This is a genomic window from Aminobacter anthyllidis (assembly GCF_018555685.1).
Classification (GTDB): Bacteria; Pseudomonadota; Alphaproteobacteria; order Rhizobiales; family Rhizobiaceae; genus Aminobacter; species Aminobacter anthyllidis.
The window spans coordinates 49945-70885 of the sequence record NZ_JAFLWW010000005.1; the positions used below are offsets into that span (position 1 = coordinate 49945).

General features: G+C 63.6%; 20 protein-coding genes. 12 read left to right on the forward strand and 8 right to left on the reverse strand.

Annotated features, from left to right (window positions below; genetic code table 11):
* Positions 1–52 precede the first annotated feature (52 nt).
* The 7 genes from J1C56_RS17245 (at position 53) to J1C56_RS17275 (ending at position 5504) form a co-directional block, all read left to right on the forward strand.
* Complete coding sequence (locus J1C56_RS17245) at positions 53–895, forward strand: SDR family oxidoreductase (RefSeq protein WP_420797412.1); 843 nt, start codon at positions 53–55, stop codon at positions 893–895.
* A gap of 28 nt (positions 896–923) precedes the next feature.
* Positions 924–1118, forward strand: a complete 195-nt coding sequence (locus J1C56_RS17250; RefSeq protein ID WP_214391312.1) for a twin transmembrane helix small protein — start codon at positions 924–926, stop codon at positions 1116–1118.
* A gap of 11 nt (positions 1119–1129) precedes the next feature.
* On the forward strand, positions 1130–1711 hold the full coding sequence (locus tag J1C56_RS17255; protein WP_214391313.1) for a cob(I)yrinic acid a,c-diamide adenosyltransferase: 582 nt from the start codon (positions 1130–1132) through the stop codon (positions 1709–1711).
* A gap of 86 nt (positions 1712–1797) precedes the next feature.
* The gene (locus tag J1C56_RS17260; protein ID WP_214391314.1) at positions 1798–2586 is read left to right on the forward strand and encodes a rhomboid family intramembrane serine protease; all 789 of its coding nucleotides are present in this window, start codon (positions 1798–1800) and stop codon (positions 2584–2586) included.
* A 221-nt stretch (positions 2587–2807) separates the two neighbouring features.
* Positions 2808–3557 carry an electron transfer flavoprotein subunit beta/FixA family protein gene (locus J1C56_RS17265; RefSeq protein ID WP_214391315.1) on the forward strand — a complete coding sequence of 250 codons (750 nt, stop codon included), beginning with the start codon at positions 2808–2810 and terminating at the stop codon, positions 3555–3557.
* Between the two features lie 24 nt (positions 3558–3581).
* Positions 3582–4511, forward strand: a complete 930-nt coding sequence (locus J1C56_RS17270; RefSeq protein WP_214391316.1) for an electron transfer flavoprotein subunit alpha/FixB family protein — start codon at positions 3582–3584, stop codon at positions 4509–4511.
* Between the two features lie 111 nt (positions 4512–4622).
* Positions 4623–5504 carry a 3-hydroxybutyryl-CoA dehydrogenase gene (locus J1C56_RS17275; protein WP_214391317.1) on the forward strand — a complete coding sequence of 294 codons (882 nt, stop codon included), beginning with the start codon at positions 4623–4625 and terminating at the stop codon, positions 5502–5504.
* 6 nt (positions 5505–5510) lie between these two features.
* Here J1C56_RS17275 and J1C56_RS17280 read toward each other — a convergent pair whose 3' ends face one another.
* From J1C56_RS17280 to tlpA, 6 genes are all read right to left on the reverse strand, one after another.
* The gene (locus J1C56_RS17280; RefSeq protein WP_214391318.1) at positions 5511–6308 is read right to left on the reverse strand and encodes a GGDEF domain-containing protein; all 798 of its coding nucleotides are present in this window, start codon (positions 6306–6308) and stop codon (positions 5511–5513) included.
* 389 nt (positions 6309–6697) lie between these two features.
* Positions 6698–7744, reverse strand: a complete 1047-nt coding sequence (gene ugpC, locus J1C56_RS17285; protein WP_214391319.1) for a sn-glycerol-3-phosphate ABC transporter ATP-binding protein UgpC — start codon at positions 7742–7744, stop codon at positions 6698–6700.
* Complete coding sequence (ugpE, locus tag J1C56_RS17290) at positions 7744–8592, reverse strand: sn-glycerol-3-phosphate ABC transporter permease UgpE (protein ID WP_214391819.1); 849 nt, start codon at positions 8590–8592, stop codon at positions 7744–7746. Before ugpE ends, ugpC begins: the two co-directional genes overlap by 1 nt.
* A 40-nt stretch (positions 8593–8632) precedes the next feature.
* On the reverse strand, positions 8633–9517 hold the full coding sequence (gene ugpA, locus J1C56_RS17295) for a sn-glycerol-3-phosphate ABC transporter permease UgpA (RefSeq protein ID WP_214391320.1): 885 nt from the start codon (positions 9515–9517) through the stop codon (positions 8633–8635).
* A gap of 176 nt (positions 9518–9693) precedes the next feature.
* The gene (gene ugpB, locus J1C56_RS17300; protein ID WP_214391321.1) at positions 9694–11004 is read right to left on the reverse strand and encodes a sn-glycerol-3-phosphate ABC transporter substrate-binding protein UgpB; all 1311 of its coding nucleotides are present in this window, start codon (positions 11002–11004) and stop codon (positions 9694–9696) included.
* A 369-nt stretch (positions 11005–11373) separates the two neighbouring features.
* Complete coding sequence (gene tlpA / locus J1C56_RS17305) at positions 11374–12066, reverse strand: thiol:disulfide interchange protein TlpA (protein ID WP_214391322.1); 693 nt, start codon at positions 12064–12066, stop codon at positions 11374–11376.
* Positions 12067–12098: 32 nt separating this feature from the next.
* Here tlpA and argH point away from each other — a divergent pair, with 32 nt between their 5' ends.
* From argH to J1C56_RS17325, 4 genes are all read left to right on the forward strand, one after another.
* Entirely contained in the window at positions 12099–13499 is a 1401-nt protein-coding gene (gene argH, locus J1C56_RS17310; protein WP_214391323.1) for an argininosuccinate lyase, read from the forward strand.
* Positions 13500–13569: 70 nt separating this feature from the next.
* On the forward strand, positions 13570–13776 hold the full coding sequence (gene lptM, locus J1C56_RS17315) for an LPS translocon maturation chaperone LptM (RefSeq protein ID WP_214391324.1): 207 nt from the start codon (positions 13570–13572) through the stop codon (positions 13774–13776).
* Positions 13777–13806: 30 nt separating this feature from the next.
* Positions 13807–15075, forward strand: coding sequence for a diaminopimelate decarboxylase (gene lysA, locus J1C56_RS17320; RefSeq protein WP_214391325.1), 1269 nt, complete (start codon positions 13807–13809; stop codon positions 15073–15075).
* A 349-nt stretch (positions 15076–15424) separates the two neighbouring features.
* On the forward strand, positions 15425–18001 hold the full coding sequence (locus J1C56_RS17325; RefSeq protein ID WP_214391326.1) for a TIGR02302 family protein: 2577 nt from the start codon (positions 15425–15427) through the stop codon (positions 17999–18001).
* Positions 18002–18325: 324 nt separating this feature from the next.
* Here J1C56_RS17325 and J1C56_RS17330 read toward each other — a convergent pair whose 3' ends face one another.
* Positions 18326–19186, reverse strand: a complete 861-nt coding sequence (locus J1C56_RS17330; RefSeq protein WP_214391820.1) for a LysR substrate-binding domain-containing protein — start codon at positions 19184–19186, stop codon at positions 18326–18328.
* A 391-nt stretch (positions 19187–19577) separates the two neighbouring features.
* On the opposite strand from J1C56_RS17330, the gene J1C56_RS17335 reads away from it, so the two are divergent.
* Entirely contained in the window at positions 19578–20522 is a 945-nt protein-coding gene (locus tag J1C56_RS17335; protein WP_214391327.1) for a DMT family transporter, read from the forward strand.
* On the opposite strand, the gene J1C56_RS17340 is transcribed toward J1C56_RS17335, so the two are convergent.
* Positions 20489–20884, reverse strand: coding sequence for a response regulator (locus J1C56_RS17340; RefSeq protein WP_214391328.1), 396 nt, complete (start codon positions 20882–20884; stop codon positions 20489–20491). The two genes, J1C56_RS17335 and J1C56_RS17340, sit on opposite strands and share 34 nt — an antisense overlap.
* Between the last annotated feature and the right edge of the window lie 57 nt (positions 20885–20941).

The window sequence follows — 20941 nt, forward strand, 5'->3', positions numbered from 1 at the left end:
GCGCGAATATGGGAAGGGTTTACCCCAGTTGGCAAGTGTTGGCGGCAACGACGTGAACCCGATCAAGGAGTTACGCACGATAATCGTGACCGGCGCGTCGTCGGGCATCGGTGCTTATTGTGCGCGTGCGCTGAAGGCCGAAGGCTGGCGCGTGTTCGCCACCGCCCGCAAGGCGGAGGACCTGGCGGCACTGGAAACCGACGGGCTCGAAGCGATCCATCTCGACTATGCCGAGCCGCAATCGATCGAAGCGCTGGTGAAAACCGTGCTCGAACGCACCGGCGGCAGGCTCGACGCGCTGTTCAACAATGGTGCGCATGCCCAGCCTGGCGCTGTCGAGGACCTGCCGATGGCAGCACTGCGTGACCAGTTCGAGGCCAATTTCTTCGGCTGGCACGACCTGACCCGGCGGCTGGTGCCGGTGATGCGCGCGCAAGGCCATGGCCGGATCGTCAACTGCTCGTCGATCCTCGGGCTGACGCCAGTGCCTTTCCGCGGCGCCTATGCCGCCTCCAAGCACGCGCTCGAAGGGCTGATGCTGTGCATGCGCCAGGAGCTTTCAGGCAGCGGCATCCACGTCTCGATGATCGAGCCTGGTCCAGTGAAATCGAAGATTGCCACCAACGGGCTGACCTGGTTCCTGCGCTACATCGACCATGAGAACTCCGCGCATCACGAAGCCTATCGCGCCCAGCTCGCCAGGCTGTCCAGCGGCGGCTCGAAATCGCGGCTGAAACTTGGGCCGGAAGCGGTCCATGCGGTATTGCGACACGCCCTGCTGTCGCCCCGCCCGCGTCCGCATTATGTTGTCACCACGCCGGCGAGAATCGGCGTCGTGCTGAAGCGGATATTGCCCGCCTCGCTGCTCTACAGAATACTGGCCCGCCAAGCCTGACCGGCCGCCGACTGAACTGGATACCCAAATGGCTACCGTCTTCAACATCCTCGCCGTCGTCTTCATGTTTGCAGTCGTGGTCGTGCTGATCCGCGGCCTGGTCCACATGCTGCGCGGCGGCTCCGGCAACACCTCGAACAAGCTGATGCAGGCCCGCGTGCTGCTCCAGGCAGTGGCGCTGGCGTTTATCCTTTTGACCCTCTACTTCACCCGTGGCGGCTGAGCGGAGCGCTGATGGTCAAGCTCAACAAGATCTACACCCGCACCGGCGATGACGGCACGACGGGACTTGGCTCCGGCGAGCGGCGGCTGAAATCGGACCTGCGCGTCGAAGCCTATGGCGCCGTCGACGAGGCCAATGCCTGCATCGGTTTGGCGCGGGTGCATACGGCGTCAGAACATCCCGACATCGACGCCATGCTTTACCGCATCCAAAACGACATGTTCGACCTGGGCGCCGATCTGTCGACGCCCGACACCGGCAAGGATCTGGGCTACGAGCCGCTGCGCATCATCGCCAGCCAGACCGCGCGCATCGAAGCCGACATCGACAGGCTGAATGCAGGGCTCGAACCGCTGCGGTCCTTCGTGCTGAATGGCGGCTCGCCGGCAGCGGCGGCGCTTCATCTTGCCCGCACGGTCGCTCGCCGCGCCGAACGCGTGATGGTGGCGCTGGCGCAGGATGCGAACGAGCACGTCAACCGCGAGGGCATCCGCTACATCAACCGCGTTTCCGACCTGTTGTTTGTTGCCGCCCGCGTGGTCAATGACAACGGAAAAGCCGATGTGCTATGGGTTCCCGGCAAGAACCGCTGATCAGCCGACAGTTTGAATTCACGCAATCGACCTTCCGAAACCGGATTCGGGTCGATGTCATCGCCGGGAGGGCGGAAGCGAGCCGCATGTTCATTCCGCTCTACGATTCAAACCATCTGCGCCATATCAAGATGCAGTATGTGACCTTGGGCCTGATCGCCGTCAACGTCATCGTCTACCTGATGACGTCGGTCGGCGGCGAGGAGTTTGCCACCGCAGCCGTGCTCGGGCTCGGTTACATCCCCTCGGTGGTGCATGACCTTGCCGAACTGTCGCCGGATCTCGCCATCATCCCGGAGAACCTGAGCTACATCACCTATTCCTTCCTGCATGGTGACATCTTCCATCTCGGCGGCAACATGCTGTTTCTGTGGGTGTTTGGCGACAATGTCGAAGACGCGCTCGGCCATTTCCGCTTCCTGGTGTTCTACCTGCTGTGCGCCGTCGCCGGCGCCTTCCTGCACGGGCTGATCCTGCCGGATTCGCAGATGCCGCTGATCGGCGCGTCGGGGGCCATCGCCGGCATCGTCGCCGCCTATCTGATCCTCTACCCCCGGGTGAAGGTGTGGGTGCTGGCCTTCGCCCGTATCCCGCTGCGCATTCCCGCCTGGATTCCGCTCGTGCTGTGGGTCTGCTTCCAGTTCCTGATGATCGCCATCGGCGGCGACGACGAAGTCAGCTGGGCAGCCCATGTCGGCGGCATCGTTGCCGGCGCCGTACTGGTGCTCATCCTGCGCCGGCGCGACGTGCCGCTGTTTGCCGACGCCGAAGACGCTGTGCCGCGCCCGGAAAAGACCGAAGCGCCTGCCATGCCCGAGCCCTCGACACCCGAGCCGCCGACCGCCCAGCCAACGACGCGCTGGGGCCGCCAATAGAGGCCGTTGGCACAGTCTGTTTCAAACGATTTGAGCTTGAAGCAGATATTGACGCTAACGTTAGCCGCAACTACGGTCCGGCCGCTTGCGGCAGCCCTCCCGCCACCAAAAGCGCGAGATCAAGTCTGTTTTTCCGCCCAATATGTCGGCAATCGACAATTGCGTGGGCCCAAGCGCTGCTATAGCGCGCACAATATCGCTGTTCAGAGAGGTACCAGCCCATGAAAGTTCTCGTCCCGGTGAAGCGGGTTGTCGATGCGAACGTGAAGGTGCGCGTGAAGAGCGACGGCTCGGGCGTCGAACTCGCCAACGTCAAGATGGCGATGAATCCGTTCGACGAGATCGCGGTCGAAGAGGCGATCCGCCTCAAGGAAGCCGGCAAGGTCGAAGAGATCATCGTCGTTTCGATCGGACCTGCCCAGGCGCAGGAAACGCTGCGTACCGCGCTCGCCATGGGTGCCGATCGCGCGATCCTGGTCAAGGTCGACGAAGCCGTCGAGCCGCTCGGCGTCGCCAAGGTGCTGAAGGGCGTGGTCGAGGCTGAGAAGCCGGGCCTGGTGCTGCTCGGCAAGCAGGCGATCGACGACGATTCGAACCAGACCGGCCAGATGCTGGCAGCCCTGCTCGGCTGGGCCCAGGGCACCTTTGCCTCGAAGATCGAACTCGCTGGCGACACCGCCAATGTGACGCGCGAAGTCGATGGCGGCCTGCAGACAGTGGCGCTCAAGATGCCGGCGATCGTGACGGTCGACCTGCGTCTCAACCAGCCGCGTTATGCCTCGCTGCCCAACATCATGAAGGCCAAGAAGAAGCCGCTCGACGAAAAGTCGGCCGCAGACTTCGGCGCCGACGTGGCTCCGCGCCTCAAGGTGCTGAAGACCGAGGAGCCGGGTGGCCGCAAGGCGGGCATCAAGGTCAAGACCGCGGCCGAGCTGGTCGACAAGCTGCGCAACGAAGCCGGCGTCCTGTAAGCGAAGCGGAAAGGGATCAAAAACATGGCAATTCTCCTCATCGCTGAACACGACAACGCTTCGCTCTCCGACCAGACCGCCAAGGCCTTGTCGGCCGCCCTCAAGATCGGCGCCGACATCGACGTGCTGGTTGCCGGCAAGGGCGCCAAGGCAGCCGCGGATGCTGCATCGAAGCTCAAGGGCGTGCGCAAGGTCCTGCTCGCCGAAGCCGACGAACTGACCGAGCGCCTGGCCGAGCCGATGGCGGCACTGATCGTTGGCCTCGCTGGCAACTACGACACCATCGTTGCGGCCGCGACCTCGACCGGCAAGAACGTCGCCCCGCGCGTCGCCGCCCTGCTCGACGTCGCCCAGGTCTCGGAAATCATCGAGGTCGTCTCGGCCGACACCTTCAAGCGTCCGATCTATGCCGGCAACGCCATCCAGACGGTACAGGCATCAGGCGCGAAGAAGGTCGTCACCGTGCGCACCGCCTCGTTCCAGGCAGCACCCGAAGGCGGTTCTGCAGCCGTCGAGACGGTTGCAGCAGCAGCCAATCCCGGCCTGTCGACCTTCGTCGAAAACAAGCTGTCGGCGAGCGATCGTCCGGAGCTGACCTCGGCCAAGATCATCATCTCGGGCGGCCGCGCGCTCGGATCGTCGGAGAAGTTCCAGGAAGTCATCCTGCCGGTGGCCGACAAGCTCGGTGCCGCCGTCGGCGCGTCCCGCGCCGCCGTCGATGCCGGCTACGCCCCCAACGACTGGCAGGTCGGCCAGACCGGCAAGGTGGTGGCGCCCGATCTCTACATCGCCTGCGGCATTTCGGGTGCGATCCAGCACCTCGCCGGCATGAAGGACTCCAAGGTCATCGTCGCCATCAACAAGGACGAGGAAGCGCCGATCTTCCAGGTTGCCGACTACGGCATCGTCGGCGACCTGTTCGTCATCCTGCCGGAACTCGAAAAGGCGCTTTGACGCCCAAACGAGTGAGGTATTTAAATGTGATGGCCGGGGTAGACGAGTGCTACCCCGGCCATTTAGTTTGCATTGCACAAAACTAAAAAAGCCTTCGACGGGATAGGTGTGATGACGGGTAAGATCGAGACGATCGGCATTGTCGGCGCTGGCCAGATGGGCGGCGGAATTGCGCATGTCTCGGCGCTGGCCGGCTACAACGTGTTGCTTTACGACCTGTCGCCCGACCGCATCGAAAAGGGCATCGCCACCATCAATGGCAATCTGGCGCGCCAGGTCGCCTCGGGCAAGCTCGAGGACCAGGCCCGCAAGGAAGCCATGGCCCGCATCTCGCCCGCGCCGGCGATGGCCGACCTCGCCAGCGCCGACCTTGTGATCGAGGCGGCGACCGAAGACGAGACGATCAAGCGCAAGATCTATGCGCAGCTGTGTCCGCAGCTCAACCCCGAAGCGATCCTCGCCACCAACACCTCGTCGATCTCGATCACGCGGCTTGCCGCCCAGACCGATCGTCCTGAACGCTTCATCGGCATCCACTTCATGAATCCGGTGCCGTTGATGAAGCTTGTCGAGCTGGTGCGCGGCATCGCCACCGAAGACAAGACCTTCGAGGCGTCGAAGGAATTCGTCCGCAACCTCGACAAGACGGTGACGGTGTCGGAGGATTTCCCGGCCTTCATCGTCAACCGCATCCTGTTGCCGATGATCAACGAGGCGATCTACACGCTTTATGAAGGCGTCGGCACGGTCGAAGCCATCGACACCGCCATGAAGCTCGGCGCCAACCACCCGATGGGTCCGCTGCAGCTCGCCGACTTCATCGGCCTCGACACCTGCCTGTCGATCATGCAGGTGCTGCATGACGGCCTGTCGGATTCGAAGTACCGCCCCTGCCCGCTGCTGGTGAAGTATGTCGAAGCCGGCTGGCTCGGCCGCAAGACCGGGCGCGGCTTCTACGACTACCGCGGCGAGCACCCGGTTCCGACACGCTGACAGCCGTCAGTTCAATAGCGCAGGCGTATACCAGCCCGGTGTCTGCTCCGGCGGCATCGGTGCGAGTTCGACGCGATTGCGCCCCGCGCCCTTGGCTTCATAGAGATGCAGGTCGGCGACGCGGAACAGCTCGTCGAACACCACCGGCCGGTCGAACACCGCCCCGCCAACGCTGACTGTCAGCATGTGGCTTGTGCCTCCGGGCTGGAAAGGTGCCTCGGCCACCGAACGGCGGATGCGCTCGGCGATGTCGGCGGCGCTGACTGGCGACGCTCCCGGCAGGAACACGGCGAACTCCTCGCCGCCAAGGCGGCCGAGCATGTCGTCCCGCCGCAGGCAGGGCTGGATCGCCGCAACGATCATGCGCAGCGCCTCGTCGCCCTCGGCATGTCCGAAGCGGTCGTTGACCGACTTGAAGTGATCCGCATCGATGACCAGCAGCGCGCCCATGGCGCGCCGGCGAACGATCTCGCGGGCGAGCACATTCTCGACACGGGCAGAGAAGGCACCGCGGTTGAGGCAGGCGGTCAAGGCGTCGGTCGACGCGGCAACGACGAGCTTGTGGTTGACGACCGCCAGCTCGCGCAGCTTGAGCGTCAGGTAGAAGAACAGAGGTGCTGCCAGAAGGATCGGCACGACAGTCGCCTCGATCAGGGCGAGATCGAGGACTTCAGCGCTCGCATGGCGGAAAAGCAGCAGGGTCACAGCGAGCGAAACGGCGACGCAGCCGAGCGTTCCGAACACGGTCCAGCCCGCGAGTTGCAACCATGCACTTGGCGAAAGCTTCTTCAACGATGCCGGCAACCCTGCCACCTCCTTGGTCCGAACACGATCTTCGATCGGGCTGCATGAACAGGAGGTTAGCACGGGTCTTCAAATTCGAGCGATCCCGCTCAAGGGGTTGCGGTTGGCTGGTCGTGCGTCCTTCGACAGGCTCAGGATGAGGGCCGCTTGCGCTACCGGGTGAATGCTGGGGCTGCTGGGTCATGCGTCCTTCGAGGCTCGCCCCTTCGGGCCGAGCACCTCAGGATGAGGATCGGTTGCGCAGGCGCCGCCTCATTCCGAACTCTCAGGTTAGCTGCCAACATCTACGGTCCTCATCCTGAGGTGCTCGGCCCGAAGGGCGAGCCTCGAAGGACGCACGACGGCGCAACCGCGCCAGATCTCAGCCACCACGGGTCTGCCGTGCCGCTTCAGACCCTCTTCCCGTCGCTGCCGAAGAAGTGCAGCTTTTCGCGCCGGGCAAAGATCGGCAACTGGTCGCCGACCTGCACCTCGGTACGACCAGCCACGCGCACCACGATCTTGCCGCCGCCCGCCGCGCAGTAGAGGAAACTCTCGGCCCCCACCGGCTCGACGCCTTCGACATTGGCCATCAGCCTGAGGCCGTCGCTCGACGTGGCTCCATCGGCACCGACCTCGCAGTCCTCGGGCCGGAAGCCGATCGTCGTGGCATTGCCTGTTACAGTCGGCAGCGTGATGGCGTCTTCGAGCTGGCCGCCGCGCAGCGGCAGAAGGTTCATCGGCGGCGCGCCGATGAAGGAGGCAACGAACGTCGAGGCCGGCTTTTCATAGATGTCGAGCGGCGCGCCGAGCTGTTCGACCAGCCCGGCATTCATCACCACCAAAACGTCAGCCAGCGTCATTGCCTCGAGCTGGTCGTGGGTGACGTAGACCGAGGTGACGCCGAGCTTGCGTTGCAGGCTCTTGATCTCGACGCGCATCTGGCCGCGCAGCTTGGCATCGAGGTTGGACAGCGGTTCGTCGAACAGGAAGACCTTGGGGTTGCGCACGATGGCGCGGCCCATGGCGACACGCTGGCGCTGGCCGCCCGACAGTTCGCGCGGGCGACGTTCGAGCAAATGCTCGAGTTCCAGCGTCTGGGCGGTGCCGCGCACGCGCTTGTCGACTTCGTCCTTCGGCATGCCGCGGTTGCGCAAGCCGTAGGCCATGTTGTCGTAGACCTTCATATGCGGGTAGAGCGCATAGTTCTGGAACACCATGGCGATGTCACGCTCGGTCGGGCCGATGGAATTGACCACCTTGCCGTCGATCGAGCAGGTGCCGGCCGAGATGGTTTCAAGACCCGCGATCATGCGCAGCAGCGTGGACTTGCCGCAGCCCGAGGGGCCGACGAGCACGCACAGCGCCTTGTCGGGAATGGCGATGGACACGCCCTTCACCGCTTCGACCCCGCCGGCATAGATTTTACGTACGTCCTTGAGATCGACGGTTGCCATTATTTCTCCGTATCGACGAGGCCGCGGACGAACCAGCGCTGCATCAGCACAACGACCAGGATGGGCGGCACGATGGCCAGCATGGAAGTGACCATCACCAGATGCCATTCGGTGTCGGCATCGGCAAACGAGATCATCTTCCTGAGCGCAATGACGATGGTGTTCATGTCGTTGCGGTTGGTGACGAGCAGCGGCCACAGATATTGTGTCCAGCCATAAATGAACAGGATGACGAACAGTGCCGCGATGTTGGTGCGCGACAGCGGCAAAAGGATATCCCAAAAGAAACGCCATGGGCCGGCACCGTCGACACGCGCCGCTTCGACCAGTTCACCCGGAATGGTCAGGAAGAACTGGCGAAACAGCAGTGTGGCGGTGGCCGAGGCGATCAGCGGCACGATCAGCCCGGTATAGGTGTCGATCAGGCCGAGATCGACCATCACCTTGTAGGTCGGCAGGATGCGGACCTCGACCGGCAGCATCAGGGTGATGAAGATCAGCCAGAAGAACGTCATCCTGAGCGGAAAGCGGAAGAAGACGATGGCATAGGCCGACAGCAGGGAAATGATGATCTTGCCGATGGCGATGCCGAGCGCAACGACCGTCGTGTTGAACAAAAGCGTCGCGACACTGACGCCGCCGATGCGGCCAACGCCGCCGAACAGCGCCTCGGCGTAGTTCTCGAAGAAGCGGTCGCCAGGCAGCAGCGGCAGCGGCGGCCGCAGGATGGTCTGCAGCGAATGCGTCGAGGCGACGAAGGTGTAGTAGATCGGGAACGCGACGATGACGATGCCGAGGATCAGGATGGCATGCGCGACATAGATGCCTGTGACCGACTGGCCGATCATCAGCTTGTCGTGGCCACTCGCCGGCGGAAGGGCCTTTGGCTCAGCCATAATGCACCTTCTTTTCGACATAACGGAACTGGACGGCGGTGAGCGCGATGACGATGACCATCAGGATCACCGACTGGGCCGCCGAGTCGCCGAGGATCAGATTGACGAAGCCGTCATTGTAGACCTTGTAGACCAGCGTCTCGGTGGCCTTGCCCGGCCCGCCGCCTGTCACGGCATGGATGATGCCGAAGGTGTCGAAGAAGGCGTAGACGGTGTTGACCACGAGCAGGAAGAAGGTGGTGGGCGCCAGCAGCGGGAAGACGATGGTCCAGAAGCGCTTGTTTTCGCCGGCACCGTCGATGGCCGCCGCCTCGATCAGCGTCTTGGGGATGGCCTGCAGGCCGGCGACGAAGAACAGGAAATTGTAGCTGATCTGCTTCCACGAGGCTGCGGCAACGACCAGCGCCATCGCCTGCTCGCCGTCGAGCAGCGGGTCCCAGTTGATGCCGAGCCAGCGCAGGCCATAAGCGAGCGAGCCGATCGACGGGTTGAACAAAAACAGCCACAGCATGCCGGCAATTGCTGGCGCGACGGCGTAAGGCCAGATCATCAGCGTGCGGTAGAGGCCACGGCTGCGCACCACCTTCTCGGCCATGACGGCCAGCAGCAGTGCCGTGCCCATGGCGACGGCCGCCACCGAGATCGAGAAGATCGCCGTGACCTGGATCGAGTTGAGATAGTTGGGGTCCGACAGCACCTTCTTGAAATTGTCGAACCAGACGAATTTCGACGACAGGCCAAACGGGTCTTCCCTCAGCATCGACTGGCGCAGCGCCTGGCTGGCCGGCCAGTAGAAAAACACCAGCGTGATCGCCAGCTGCGGCGCAACCAGCAGGTAGGGCAGGATCTTGTTGGGAAAGACGACGCGTGGGGACAATGAGGGCCTCGTGACTGACGTCAGGCGTTGATGCCGCCCCTCATCCGCCTGCCGGCACCTTCTCCCCGTGAAGAACGGGGAGAAGGGACAAGCGGCAACGTGGACGCCCCTCTCCCCGTTCTTCACGGGGAGAGGGTAAGGGTGAGGGGCAGCGCTACGATGGCTTCAGGCTGATGTCAGTTGCCGATCGCTTCCTGGATCGCCTTGTTGCCGCGCGCGACAGTGTTGTCGAGCGCCTGCTGGGCGGTCTGCTGGCCGGCGAGCATCTTTTCGAGCTCTTCGTTCTCGATGTCGCGGACCTGCGGCAGGTTGACGAGGCGCACGCCCTTCGAGTTTTCGGTCGGCGCCTTGCCCATCATCTGCTTGATCGGGATCTCGCGGGCCGGGTTCTTGTCGTAGAAGCCCGACTTCTTCGTTTCTTCGTAAGCGGCGAGCGTGACCGGCAGGTAGCCAGATACCTGGTGCAGGCGGGCCTGGATCGGCGTCTGCGACAGGAAGTTGAAGAAGGCGGCTACGCCCTTGTACTGCTCGTCCGGCAGGCCGGCGAAGACCCACAGCGACGCACCGCCGGGGATGGTGTTCTGCGGCGCACCGGCTGCATCGGCCTCGTAAGGCAGCTGGCCGGTGCCGTAGTTCATGCCCGACTTGACGATATCGCCGAGACCGCCCGAGGATTCGGTGAAGATGCCGCATTCGCCGGCGAGGAAGATCTGCTTGGCCTCGGAGGTGCGGCCGCCATATTTGAAGGTGCCGTCCTTGGCGAGGTCGGCGAGCTCCTGGAAGTGCTTGACGAAGGCGGGCGCATTGATCTTGAGCTCGACGTCGGTGCCGCCGATGCCGTTTTCATTGGTGCCGTAGGAGACATTGTTCCAGGCGGCGAAATTCTCGGTGTGGATCCAGGTCAGCCAGGTCGAGGTGAAGCCGCAAGGAGCAGCGCCGCTCGACTTGATCTTCTTGGCGGCATCCCAGACCTCGCCCCAGGTCTTGGGCGGGTTGTCGACGTCGAGGCCGGCCTTCTGGAAGATGTCCTTGTTGTAATAGAGGATCGGCGAGGACGAGTTGTAGGGGAACGACAGCATGGTGCCGTCGGGCTTCGAATAATAAGCGACGATACCGGGCAGGTACTGGCTCTTGTCGAAGGCCTGGCCGCCCATCGACAGGATGTCGGCGACCGGCTTGATGGCGCCTTCGGCACCCATCATCGTGCCGGTACCGGCATCGAAGACCTGCATGATGGCAGGCGGCTGCTTGGCGCGGAAGGCGGCGATGCCGGCGTTCAGCGTCTCGGGATAGGTGCCCTTGAAAACCGGAACGATCTTGTAGTCGCTCTGGCTCTCGTTGAATTCCTTGGAAAGCTGGTTGACGACCTCGTTGTTCGCGCCGGTCATGGCGTGCCACCATGAAATCTCGGTGACCGCGAAAGCGGAGGTGCTGGACAACAGCGTCATGGTGGCGGCAACTCCGGCCGCGAAGCCTAGGGTCTTCATCGTCTCGCTCCCGTTCTGGTTGGCGAAATGTTTAGTTCCGCATGGACCAGTATTGTCGGATTATGACAGCGCGACAACAGTTTTGTAGCGATCGTATGAAGGTCGCATTTGGCGCGCTTCGATTTCGCTTTCGCCACAACCTCATGACAAGCTTTCGCTTTTTTAAAAACCGAAAGCAATTTGCCGAGAATTAGACTCGTCTCAACTGCCGGCAACGCCGGCTAATGAAAGGCGGGAAATGGAACGCATATGCCACGGAGCACCCTTCGCGGAAGAAAACCGCGAAGATGGCGGCCCCGGCACTGCAATCTGGAATTGCAGTCGCGCCACGGCAAACGTGTGTGGACACGCAAGCCTATTAAGCCGGCCTTATTTGGCCAGCGCGGCCTCGATCAGCTTCCTGGCGTCGGGGCTGGCCCATTCGGCGGGGCCATTCATGTTGGCCAGCAGGCAGCCTTCGCCATCGATCAACAGCGTGACCGGCAGGCCGAGCGCCAGACCGCGCTTCTTCAGATCATTGAACACGCCAAGCGTGTTGTCGCGGTAGTGACCGAGCGAGGCGACGCCGGTTTCCTCGAGGAACTTCTTCGGCTTGGTGTCGTCGCCGGTGTCGACATTGATCGCCACGACCTCGAACTCCTCGCCGCCCATCTCGCGTTCCAGAGCATCGAGCGCCGGCATTTCGGCGCGGCACGGCGCGCACCAGGTCGCCCACAGATTGACCAAAAGCGTGCGCCCGGCATGGTCGGCGATGGTCATCGGCTTGCCCTGGGGATCGTTGAAGGCGAGCGTCTTCAGCGACTGCGGCGGGTCGGCCGGCATCATCGCCGCGACCTGGCCGGTGGCGGCGGCACCGACGGCCTTGGCCTTTTCGACCTTCGCCGCGCAGAGCTTGTCGTCGGGGCTTGCGGCACGGGTGACGGCAACAACGGTCGGCTGCGGCGTCTTGTTGCCAGGAAGGGTCGTGCTGACATATACCGCGACCGCGCCGGCGATCACGCCCGCAACGGCGGCAACCAGGATATGGCGTGGGGCTGGAAACATTTTTCTGCGGTCCGACATCTAATCAATTTTCTCCGGAGCCGGGTATCACGATGAGCGACAAGAAGGCCAGCAACCAGATGTGGGGCGGACGTTTTGCCTCGGGCCCGGCTGCGATCATGGAAGCGATCAACGCCTCGATCGGCTTCGACAAGAAGCTCTACGCCCAAGACATCCGGGGTTCCGTCGCCCACTCCGAGATGCTGGCGGAAACGGGCATTATTTCTGCCGACGATCAACAGAAAATCGCTCACGGCCTGAACACGATCCTGCGAGAAATCGAAGACGGCAAGTTCGCCTTCTCGACCCGCCTCGAAGACATCCACATGAACATCGAGTCGCGGCTGGCCGAGCTGATCGGCCCTTCCGCCGGGCGCCTGCACACCGCGCGCTCGCGCAACGACCAGGTCGCCGTCGACTTCCGGCTCTGGGTCAAGGACGAGTTCCACCGTGTCGCTGCAGCGCTGAAGGGGCTGATCGCCGCCTTCCTCGAACGCGCCGAGCAGCACGCCGCAACCGTCATGCCCGGCTTCACCCATCTGCAGACGGCACAGCCGGTGACCTTCGGCCACCATTGCATGGCCTATGTCGAGATGTTCGCGCGTGACTTGAGCCGCGTCCGCGACGCCATCGAGCGCATGAACGAAAGCCCGCTCGGTGCCGCGGCCCTTGCCGGCACCGGCTTCCCGATCGACCGTTTCCAAACCGCCAAGGCGCTCGGTTTCCGCGAGCCGACCCGCAACTCGCTCGACTCCGTCTCTGACCGTGACTACGCGCTCGAATTCCTGGCGATCGCCGCGATCTGCGCCACCCACATGTCGCGGCTGGCCGAAGAGATCGTGATCTGGTCGACGCCGCAATTCGGCTTCGTGCGCCTGTCGGACAGCTATTCGACCGGCTCGTCGATCATGCCGCAGAAGAAGAACCCCGACGCCGCCGAGCTGGTGCGGGCCAAGACCGGCCGCGTCAACGGCCATCTGATCGGGCTGTTGACCGTGATGAAGGGCCTGCCGCTGACCTATTCCAAGGACATGCAGGAAGACAAGGAAGCGGTTTTCGACGCCGCCGAGACGCTCGACCTGATGCTGGCGGCGATGACCGGCATGGTCGGCGACATGACGATCAACGACCAGGCGATGAAGAAGGCCGCCGGCTCGGGCTACTCGACCGCGACCGACCTTGCCGACTGGCTGGTGCGCGAGATCGGCCTGCCCTTCCGCGAGGCGCATCATGTCACCGGCCGTGCCGTGGCGCTGGCCGAGAGCAAGAAGCTCGGCCTGGAAAAACTTGCGCTCGAAGACCTGCAGTCGATCCATCCGGGCATCACCGCCGACATCTTTTCGGTGCTGTCGGTGCAGAACTCGGTCAAGAGCCGGACCTCATTTGGCGGCACAGCACCTGTCGAAGTGAAGAAACAGATCCGCTACTGGAAGAAGAGACTGACGAAAGCTTGATTGAGCCGGGGTGCAAAGCCCAAAAATCTCCGCTACAAGCGGCGGGGAAATTTTCTCGGATGGATGGGTCATGACCGCTGGCAGGATTTTGGTGACGCTCGGGCTGATGGCGGCGGTCGGCATGGTTTCGGCCTGCGGCCGCAAGGGCGATCTCGACACGCCTTATGACGCCGCCGTGCAGGCGCAGAAGGATGCGCAGAAGGCCGGCCAGCCTGTTGGCCCCGCCCCGGTGAAACCGGTCGCCGACAAGCCTTTCATCCTCGACCCGCTGCTTTGAGCCGCGCTCACCTTTCGAAAGCCTGCTGCCGTGAACCATTTCGACTATCGTTACGGCGTCCTGCACGCCGAAGACGTGGCGCTGACCGATATCGCCGCTGCCGTCGGCACCCCGTTTTACTGCTACTCCACCGCGACGCTGACGCGCCATTTCCAGGTTTTCTCAAAGGCCTTCGCCGATCTCGACGCGCTGGTCTGCTATGCGCTCAAGGCCAATTCCAACCAGGCGGTGCTGACGACGCTGGCAAGGCTCGGCGCCGGCGCCGACACGGTTTCGGAAGGCGAGATGCGGCGCGCACTGGCCGCCGGCATCCCGGCTGAGAAGATCGTGTTTTCGGGCGTCGGCAAGACGGCGCGCGAGATGGACTTCGCGCTCAAGGCCGGCATCTTGTGCTTCAACGTCGAATCCGAGCCGGAGCTCGAACTGCTGTCGGCGCGCGCGGTAGCCAACGGCAAGACGGCACCGGTGTCGCTGCGCATCAACCCCGATGTCGACGCCAAGACGCACAAGAAGATCTCGACCGGGCTTGCCGAAAACAAGTTCGGCATTCCGCGCCAGCGGGCGCGTGAGGTCTATGCCCGCGCAGCCGCCCTGCCCGGTCTCAAGGTGACCGGCATCGACATGCATATCGGCAGCCAGATCACCGAACTGCAGCCCTTCGACGACGCTTTCGCGCTGCTGGTCGAGCTGGTCGCCATGCTGAAGGCAGACGGCCACGCCATCGACCATGTCGACCTCGGCGGCGGGCTTGGCATTCCCTACAAGACCGACAACTCGCCGCCGCCCTTGCCCGACGCCTATGCCCGGATCGTGCACAAGCATGTCGGCAAGCTCGGCCTCAAGGTGATGTTCGAGCCGGGCCGCCTTATCGTCGGCAATGCCGGAATCCTGGTGTCGGAAGTCATCTTCGTGAAGGAAGGCGACGCCAAGAACTTCCTGATCGTCGACGCGGCGATGAACGACCTGATCAGGCCGACGCTCTACGACGCCTATCACGACATCCGCCCGGTGGTGCAGGCTGCTGCCGATGCACCGCGCATGAATGTCGACATCGTCGGGCCGGTCTGTGAAACCGGCGACTATCTCGGCCTCGACCGCGACCTGCCGAAGCTCAAGGCAGGCGACCTGATCGCCGTCGGCACCGCCGGCGCCTATGGTGCGGTCCAGGCCGGCACCTACAACACCCGGCTTCTGATCCCCGAAGTGCTGGTCGACGGCGACCGTTTCCATGTCGTGCGCAAGCGCCAGAGCTATGACGAGCTGATCGGCCTCGATTCGGTACCGGACTGGCTGGCCTGACGGCCGCGGACTGGAAGCTGCGGCGGGACCGAGTTTGATTTGCTGGTCGGTCGTGCGTCCTTCGACAAGCTCAGGATGAGGACGACAAGCTCAGGATAAGGACCGTTGGTGCTGACAGCGTTCATGTTGAAGAGTTCGACTTGAACGCTACTTCGAGACGGCGATAGCGCAAACAGTCCTCACCCTGAGCTTGTCGTCCTCATCCTGAGCTTGTCGAAGGACGCACGACCGATCAACGGCACTCAATTGATCTTTCACGATTACGTTGGTCGCCTCGCCTTCGCCGCGATTGATGGTATTCTGCCAGAGGCAAGTGGCTGCATCCCGCGCCGCCCAAGCGGAAGGGCCGATGACGGAACCGACAAGACCAGCGCTGCATCGTAACATTGCCGTAAGCCTGGGCAGGACGCGCCTGGCCATCGCCACGGCCATGGTCGTCGAGCGCGGCTGGCCGCTTGTGCTGCCGCTGATCGTCGTTACGAGCCTGTTCGTCAGCCTGTCGTGGCTCGGCCTGTTCCGGGTCCTGCCAGATATGGCGCGCATGGCGCTGGCCGCAGCCTTCGCTCTCGCCGGACTGGCCTCGATTTATCCGCTGCGGTTTTTCCGCTTGCCATCGTGGGCGGAGATCGACAGCCGTCTCGAACGCGCCAACCAGCTGCTGCACACACCGGTCCAGGTCCAGACCGACCGGCCCTCCGGCAGGCCCGACAGCTTCTCCGACGCCTTGTGGCGCGAACACCAGAAGCGAATGGCCGAAAGGCTCGGCACGCTCGGCGGCGACCTGCCGCAGACGCGCGTGCCCGAACGCGACCCATGGGCGCTGCGCGCCGCGGCTGCCCTGCTGTTCGTCTGTGCCTTTGCCTTTTCCTTCGGCCCGATTGGCGGGCGGCTTGGCGATGCCTTCAGGGCGCATGCGGCGCGCGATGCGGTTCCGCCGCGCATCGACGCCTGGGTGACGCCGCCGACCTACACCGGCAAGGCGCCGATCTTCCTGACCGCCGATGCCAGCAAGGATACCCCTGTCATCAACGTGCCCGAAGGCAGCGAATTGTCGCTGCGCGTCACCGGCGGCGCCGGCGACGAAACGCTCGCCTTCTCCGACGCCACAGGTGCCGTGCGTGACATCGCGCCGATGGACCAGAAAGCCGATCCAGCCGCCCCTGTGACGCCAGGGCCTGTCGCCACCGTGCGGCAGTTCTCCGAAAAGCTTGTCGCAGAGGGCAAGCTGACGCTGAAATCCGGCGACAACGAACTCGACAGCTGGGGTTTTGCCGTCACCCCCGACAATCCCCCCAAGATCAGCTTTGCCGGCGAGCCCAAGCGCGCCGTCAACGGCACGCTGGAGCTGAATTACAACGTCGAGGACGACTATGGCGCAGCCTCGGCCAAGGCCGGTTTTGTGCTCGCAGAAGACCAGTCGCCAAATGCCCGCCCGCTCTACGGCCCGCCGGAAATGCCGCTTTCCCTGCCGCGCCGAGGCGCTGCCAAGAAGCCGACCAAGGCGACACGCGACCTGACAGAGCACGTCTGGGCCGGCGCGTCGGTGAAGCTGACGCTGCAAGCGGTGGATGATGCCGGCCAGGAGGCGAAGAGCGAAACCAAGACGATCATCCTGCCCGAAAAGCCGTTCACCAACCCGCTTGCCCGGGCGGTGATCGAACAGCGGCGCCTGCTGGCGCTTGACGCCAATGCCAAGCCGCGCGTGCTCGAGCTGATGGACGCGATCACCCTGCGCCCCGAAGACACGATCGAAAATCTCTCGCATTACCTAGCTTTGATGAGCGCGCGCACGCGGCTGCAGATGGCGGGTTCCGAGGACCAGTTGCGCGAGGAAGTCGCCTATCTCTGGCAGGTCGCGCTCGGCATCGAGGAAGGCGACCTGTCGGCGGCGGAAAAGCGCCTGCGCCAGGCGCAGCAGGCATTGCAGGACGCGCTCGAACGCGGTGCCAGCGACGAGGAAATCGACAAGCTGATGGCCGAGTTGCGCGACGCTATGAACGACTTCCTGCGCGAATTCGCCGAACGCAACCAGCAAAACCAGAACGCCCAGAACCAGTCGCCGGCCCAGGAGCTGCGCCAGAGCGACCTGCAGCGCATGCTCGACCAGATCGAGAACCTGGCCAAGTCGGGTAACCGCGACCAGGCTAAGGAGCTTCTGTCCCAATTGCAGGACATGATGAACAACTTGCAGGCCGGCAAGCGGCAGCAAGGCCAGCAGGGCCAGCAGAACTCCGAGATGCGCCAGCAGATGGACAAGCTTGGCGAGATCATGCGGCGCCAGCAGGAGATGATGAACGAGACCTTCCGCATGGACCAGATGCAGCGCGGTCCACAGGGCGACCAGCAGAGCGATCCGTTCGGCGACAATGGCGAGCCCGGTCAACAGCAGGATAAGCAAGGCAAAGGCCAGCAGGGCAAGCCGATGACGCCGCAGGAGTTCGCCGATGCGCTGAAACAGTTGCAGCAGGGCCAGGGCCAGCTGGAGAAGGACCTCGAAGCGCTGATGAAGAGCCTCGAAGGCCTTGGCATCAAGCCGGGCGAAGGCTTTGGCGACGCGGGCGAATCGATGAACCAGGCAGAGGGCTCGCTCGGCAAGGGCGAAGGCGACCGTGCCGTCGGTCATCAGGGCCGTGCGCTGGAAGCACTGCGCAAAGGCGCCCAGGACATGATGCAGCAGATGCAGGCGATGCAGGGCGACCAGGGCGGCAGCGGCGAAGGCGGCCGCCAGCAGAATGCCGGTCGCGACCCACTCGGCCGTCCGAGCGCCTCCGATGGTCCCGACCAAGGCGATACGACGACAGTGCCCGACGTGATCGACGCGCAACGCGCGCGCCAGATCCTCGACGCGATCCGCAAGCGGCTCGGCAACGCGCTGAGCCCCGAACTGGAGCGCAGCTATCTCGAGCGACTGCTGGAGTTGAAGTAGGTTTAGCAGCGGCGGGAGCTACCTTGCTTCATTCGCCACCCAGCACCGACGACGGCCCGATCTCCCCCCTTGAGGAGGAGATGTCCGGCAGGACACAGGGGGGGGTGCGAAGAAGCGCGGGTCCGAAAGTGTCGCTATCACTGCCGCTCGGACGCCGTCTCCCGGCCTCAGCCGGGAACCATGCCAGCTTCTTGCGCCATGATCATGGCTTTCTCCTCGTTTGATGCAGCCGCAATAGCATCTCCCTCCCAACACCATTTTGTCAGGAGCCTTGGCAGCAAGTCGACTCAGTTCGCAATCAGCGCCGGTGATGGCCGCGCGCGATCAGCGCCGCTGATGAAAAGCATCCCGGATGGCATCGGCCATGGCGTCGACGGCTTCGCTGTTGGCGCGTGGATTGCGATGCATCACGACCCTCGTCGTGTCGATCTGCCCGAAACCTTCGGCATCAGTCAGTTCGCGGCAGTCAACGGGAATGTTGCTGCGCGCCATCGGCGCGAGGGCCAGCCCGGCGGTGACGGCAAGGGTAAGCCCGTTCGTGGTGTCGCTGGTGTAGGCGAAGCGGTAGTCGATGCCACGCTGCTCCAGCGAGCGAAGTGCATATTCGCGCGACCAGCCATGGCGCGTGTACATGGCGATCGGCAGCGGCCGCTCCAGATGAAGGTGATGATGGAGGGAAGCCACCCAGACGGTGGGATCGTTCATCAGCACCTCGGCGCCCGAAGGCTGTTGCCATTCGAAGACCACCGCCAGGTCGAGCTCTCCCGCCGCCAGTGCCGCCAGCTGGGAGACCGAATAGCCGAACCGGACGGTTATCTCGACCTGGGAGTGGCGCTTCGTAAAAGCTCCAAGCGCGCGCGACAGGACGGGCTGTCCATACTCCTCGGGGATGCCGATCCGCACCGGCCCGCCAAGCGGCGCAGCGCGCATCGACGAGGCGGTTTCATCGAGCAGGGCAACGATGCGGCGGGCATTGCCGACAAGCTCGGTGCCGCGCTCGGTGAGCGTGACACCGCGCGCGCCGCGCTCGAACAGCACGCCGCCGACAACCTCCTCGAGGCGCTTGATCTGCATGCTGATGGCCGACTGGGTACGCCCGACGCCTTCGGCAGCACGGGTGAAGTTGCCGCTCTCGGCGACGGCCAGGAACGTGCGCAACAGGTCGCTGTCGAGGCGTGCGGTCATGAAAACGTTTTCAGTCATGAGAAAATCTAATGGCTGTCATCATTCCAATTCGTTTGCATCGTGTCAAACGCCAAGGAATAGTCGCCCTACCCATTGGAAGGTGGCTGCAAGAGATGCGGCTACGGACTGGTAAGTACCGTCCTTACTTTCACCCGCCGCGACTTTGCCGGCGGGTTTTTTTTGGCCGGTGCATGGCTCACGAAAATCGGAAATCGGTGTTCGGAAGGATCAGGCACACGTTCAAAGTGCTGCCGCGTCCTTTGCGCTTACAATTGGACGCGGCGCACTGTAGACCCCTGGCCCAACAGGAGGCGGCGACAAGCGCTCTCGCCCTGCCCCATCCCAAGATAGAATTGGTCAAACGACCTCATATGACAGGCAATCCAGGCAAATGCGCAACAGAACGCTTCTCGGCATCCTCTGCCTTTGCCTGGGCGTGCTGGTGTTTTCGATCCAGGACGCCCTGATCAAGGCCGTGGCCGGCACCTACCCGGTAAGCGAAGCCCTGCTGATCCGCGCCATGGTGGCGCTGCCGATCCTGCTGTGGATGGTGCATCGCGATGTCGGCCTGGCGGCACTGGCCTCGCCCAACTGGCGCTTCCTCGCCACCCGCTCGTCGATCCTGTTCGTGTCCTACTGCGCCTACTACCTGGCGATCCCGGCGCTGCCGATCGCCGATGCGGCGGCACTGTTTTTCCTGGCGCCGCTGCTGATCATGACGATGGCCGGTCCGTATCTCGGCGAGCGTGTGCCGTGGCAGAGCCTCGCCGCCGGGGCTGTCGGCCTGCTCGGCGTCATCGTCATGGTCAATCCGGGGGCAGGCATCTTCGAATGGGCGGCATTGCTGTCGCTGGTCTCGGCCGGCCTCTACAGCTTCTCGCAGCTGATGGCGCGCAAGATCGGCGTGACCGAAAGCGCAACGACGATGGCCTTCTACCAGAACGCCGCCTATCTCATCGGCGCGGTGGTGATCACGACGGTCTTCACGGCCACCGGCTTCCAGCAGACCGGACACCCTAGCCTCGACTTCCTGATGCGGCCTTGGATCTGGCCAAGCCTGCGCGACTTCCTGATGATGGGCGCCTGCGGCATCATCGCCGCTGCCGGCATGGTGCTGCTTGGCCAGGCCTACCGGCTGACGCCGGCCAACAAGGCGGCGACGTTCGAATATACCGGCCTGTTGTGGGCGCCGTTATGGGGCTTCCTGTTCTTCGCCGAAATCCCTGGCAGCGGCACGGTGATCGGCGCGCTTTTGATCGTCGGCGCCGGTATCTTCGCGCTCAATGTCGGGACGCGGCCGCCTCAGGCAGCACCGGCAAGTGCCACCGCCGACTGAGCGGCGAGCGCTAGCGAAACGCGGTCGCGGATCTCCGACAGGGTGAACGGCTTTTGCACGACATCGATGATGATCGCGTCGAGTTCCTCGGCGCGCTCGCGCTGGTCGGCATAGCCGGTCATCAGCAGGATCGGCAGCCCGGGAAAGGAGCGTGCCGCATTCTGCGCCATCTCGATGCCGTCCATCTCCGGCATGCGGATGTCGGAGACGACAAGGTCGTAGGCGCCCTTGCGGGCATGGATACGCTCCAGCCCTTCGGCGCCGTCGCAAGCGACATCGACACTATGGCCGGCGCGCTCCAGCGCGCGGGCAGCAAGGGTACGGACGGACTCGTCGTCCTCAACGATCAGAAGTTTTGCCATGGCGGCGATATTTGCCGCGACTGGTTGACGATTCCTGAACGCCGCAAAATTTGTGAT

Coding starts and splice junctions, on each gene's coding strand:
- ugpE (WP_214391819.1), bottom strand. CDS start 8,592: ATGATCGGCCAGTCGGTCACAGGCATCTATGTCGCGCATGCCATCCTG.
- J1C56_RS17325 (WP_214391326.1), top strand. CDS start 15,425: ATGACGGAACCGACAAGACCAGCGCTGCATCGTAACATTGCCGTAAGC.
- tlpA (WP_214391322.1), bottom strand. CDS start 12,066: ATGTCGGACCGCAGAAAAATGTTTCCAGCCCCACGCCATATCCTGGTT.
- J1C56_RS17275 (WP_214391317.1), top strand. CDS start 4,623: ATGACGGGTAAGATCGAGACGATCGGCATTGTCGGCGCTGGCCAGATG.
- J1C56_RS17340 (WP_214391328.1), bottom strand. CDS start 20,884: ATGGCAAAACTTCTGATCGTTGAGGACGACGAGTCCGTCCGTACCCTT.
- J1C56_RS17270 (WP_214391316.1), top strand. CDS start 3,582: ATGGCAATTCTCCTCATCGCTGAACACGACAACGCTTCGCTCTCCGAC.
- lptM (WP_214391324.1), top strand. CDS start 13,570: ATGACCGCTGGCAGGATTTTGGTGACGCTCGGGCTGATGGCGGCGGTC.
- J1C56_RS17330 (WP_214391820.1), bottom strand. CDS start 19,186: ATGACCGCACGCCTCGACAGCGACCTGTTGCGCACGTTCCTGGCCGTC.
- J1C56_RS17265 (WP_214391315.1), top strand. CDS start 2,808: ATGAAAGTTCTCGTCCCGGTGAAGCGGGTTGTCGATGCGAACGTGAAG.
- J1C56_RS17250 (WP_214391312.1), top strand. CDS start 924: ATGGCTACCGTCTTCAACATCCTCGCCGTCGTCTTCATGTTTGCAGTC.
- J1C56_RS17255 (WP_214391313.1), top strand. CDS start 1,130: ATGGTCAAGCTCAACAAGATCTACACCCGCACCGGCGATGACGGCACG.
- J1C56_RS17260 (WP_214391314.1), top strand. CDS start 1,798: ATGTTCATTCCGCTCTACGATTCAAACCATCTGCGCCATATCAAGATG.
- J1C56_RS17335 (WP_214391327.1), top strand. CDS start 19,578: ATGCGCAACAGAACGCTTCTCGGCATCCTCTGCCTTTGCCTGGGCGTG.
- ugpC (WP_214391319.1), bottom strand. CDS start 7,744: ATGGCAACCGTCGATCTCAAGGACGTACGTAAAATCTATGCCGGCGGG.
- ugpB (WP_214391321.1), bottom strand. CDS start 11,004: ATGAAGACCCTAGGCTTCGCGGCCGGAGTTGCCGCCACCATGACGCTG.
- argH (WP_214391323.1), top strand. CDS start 12,099: ATGAGCGACAAGAAGGCCAGCAACCAGATGTGGGGCGGACGTTTTGCC.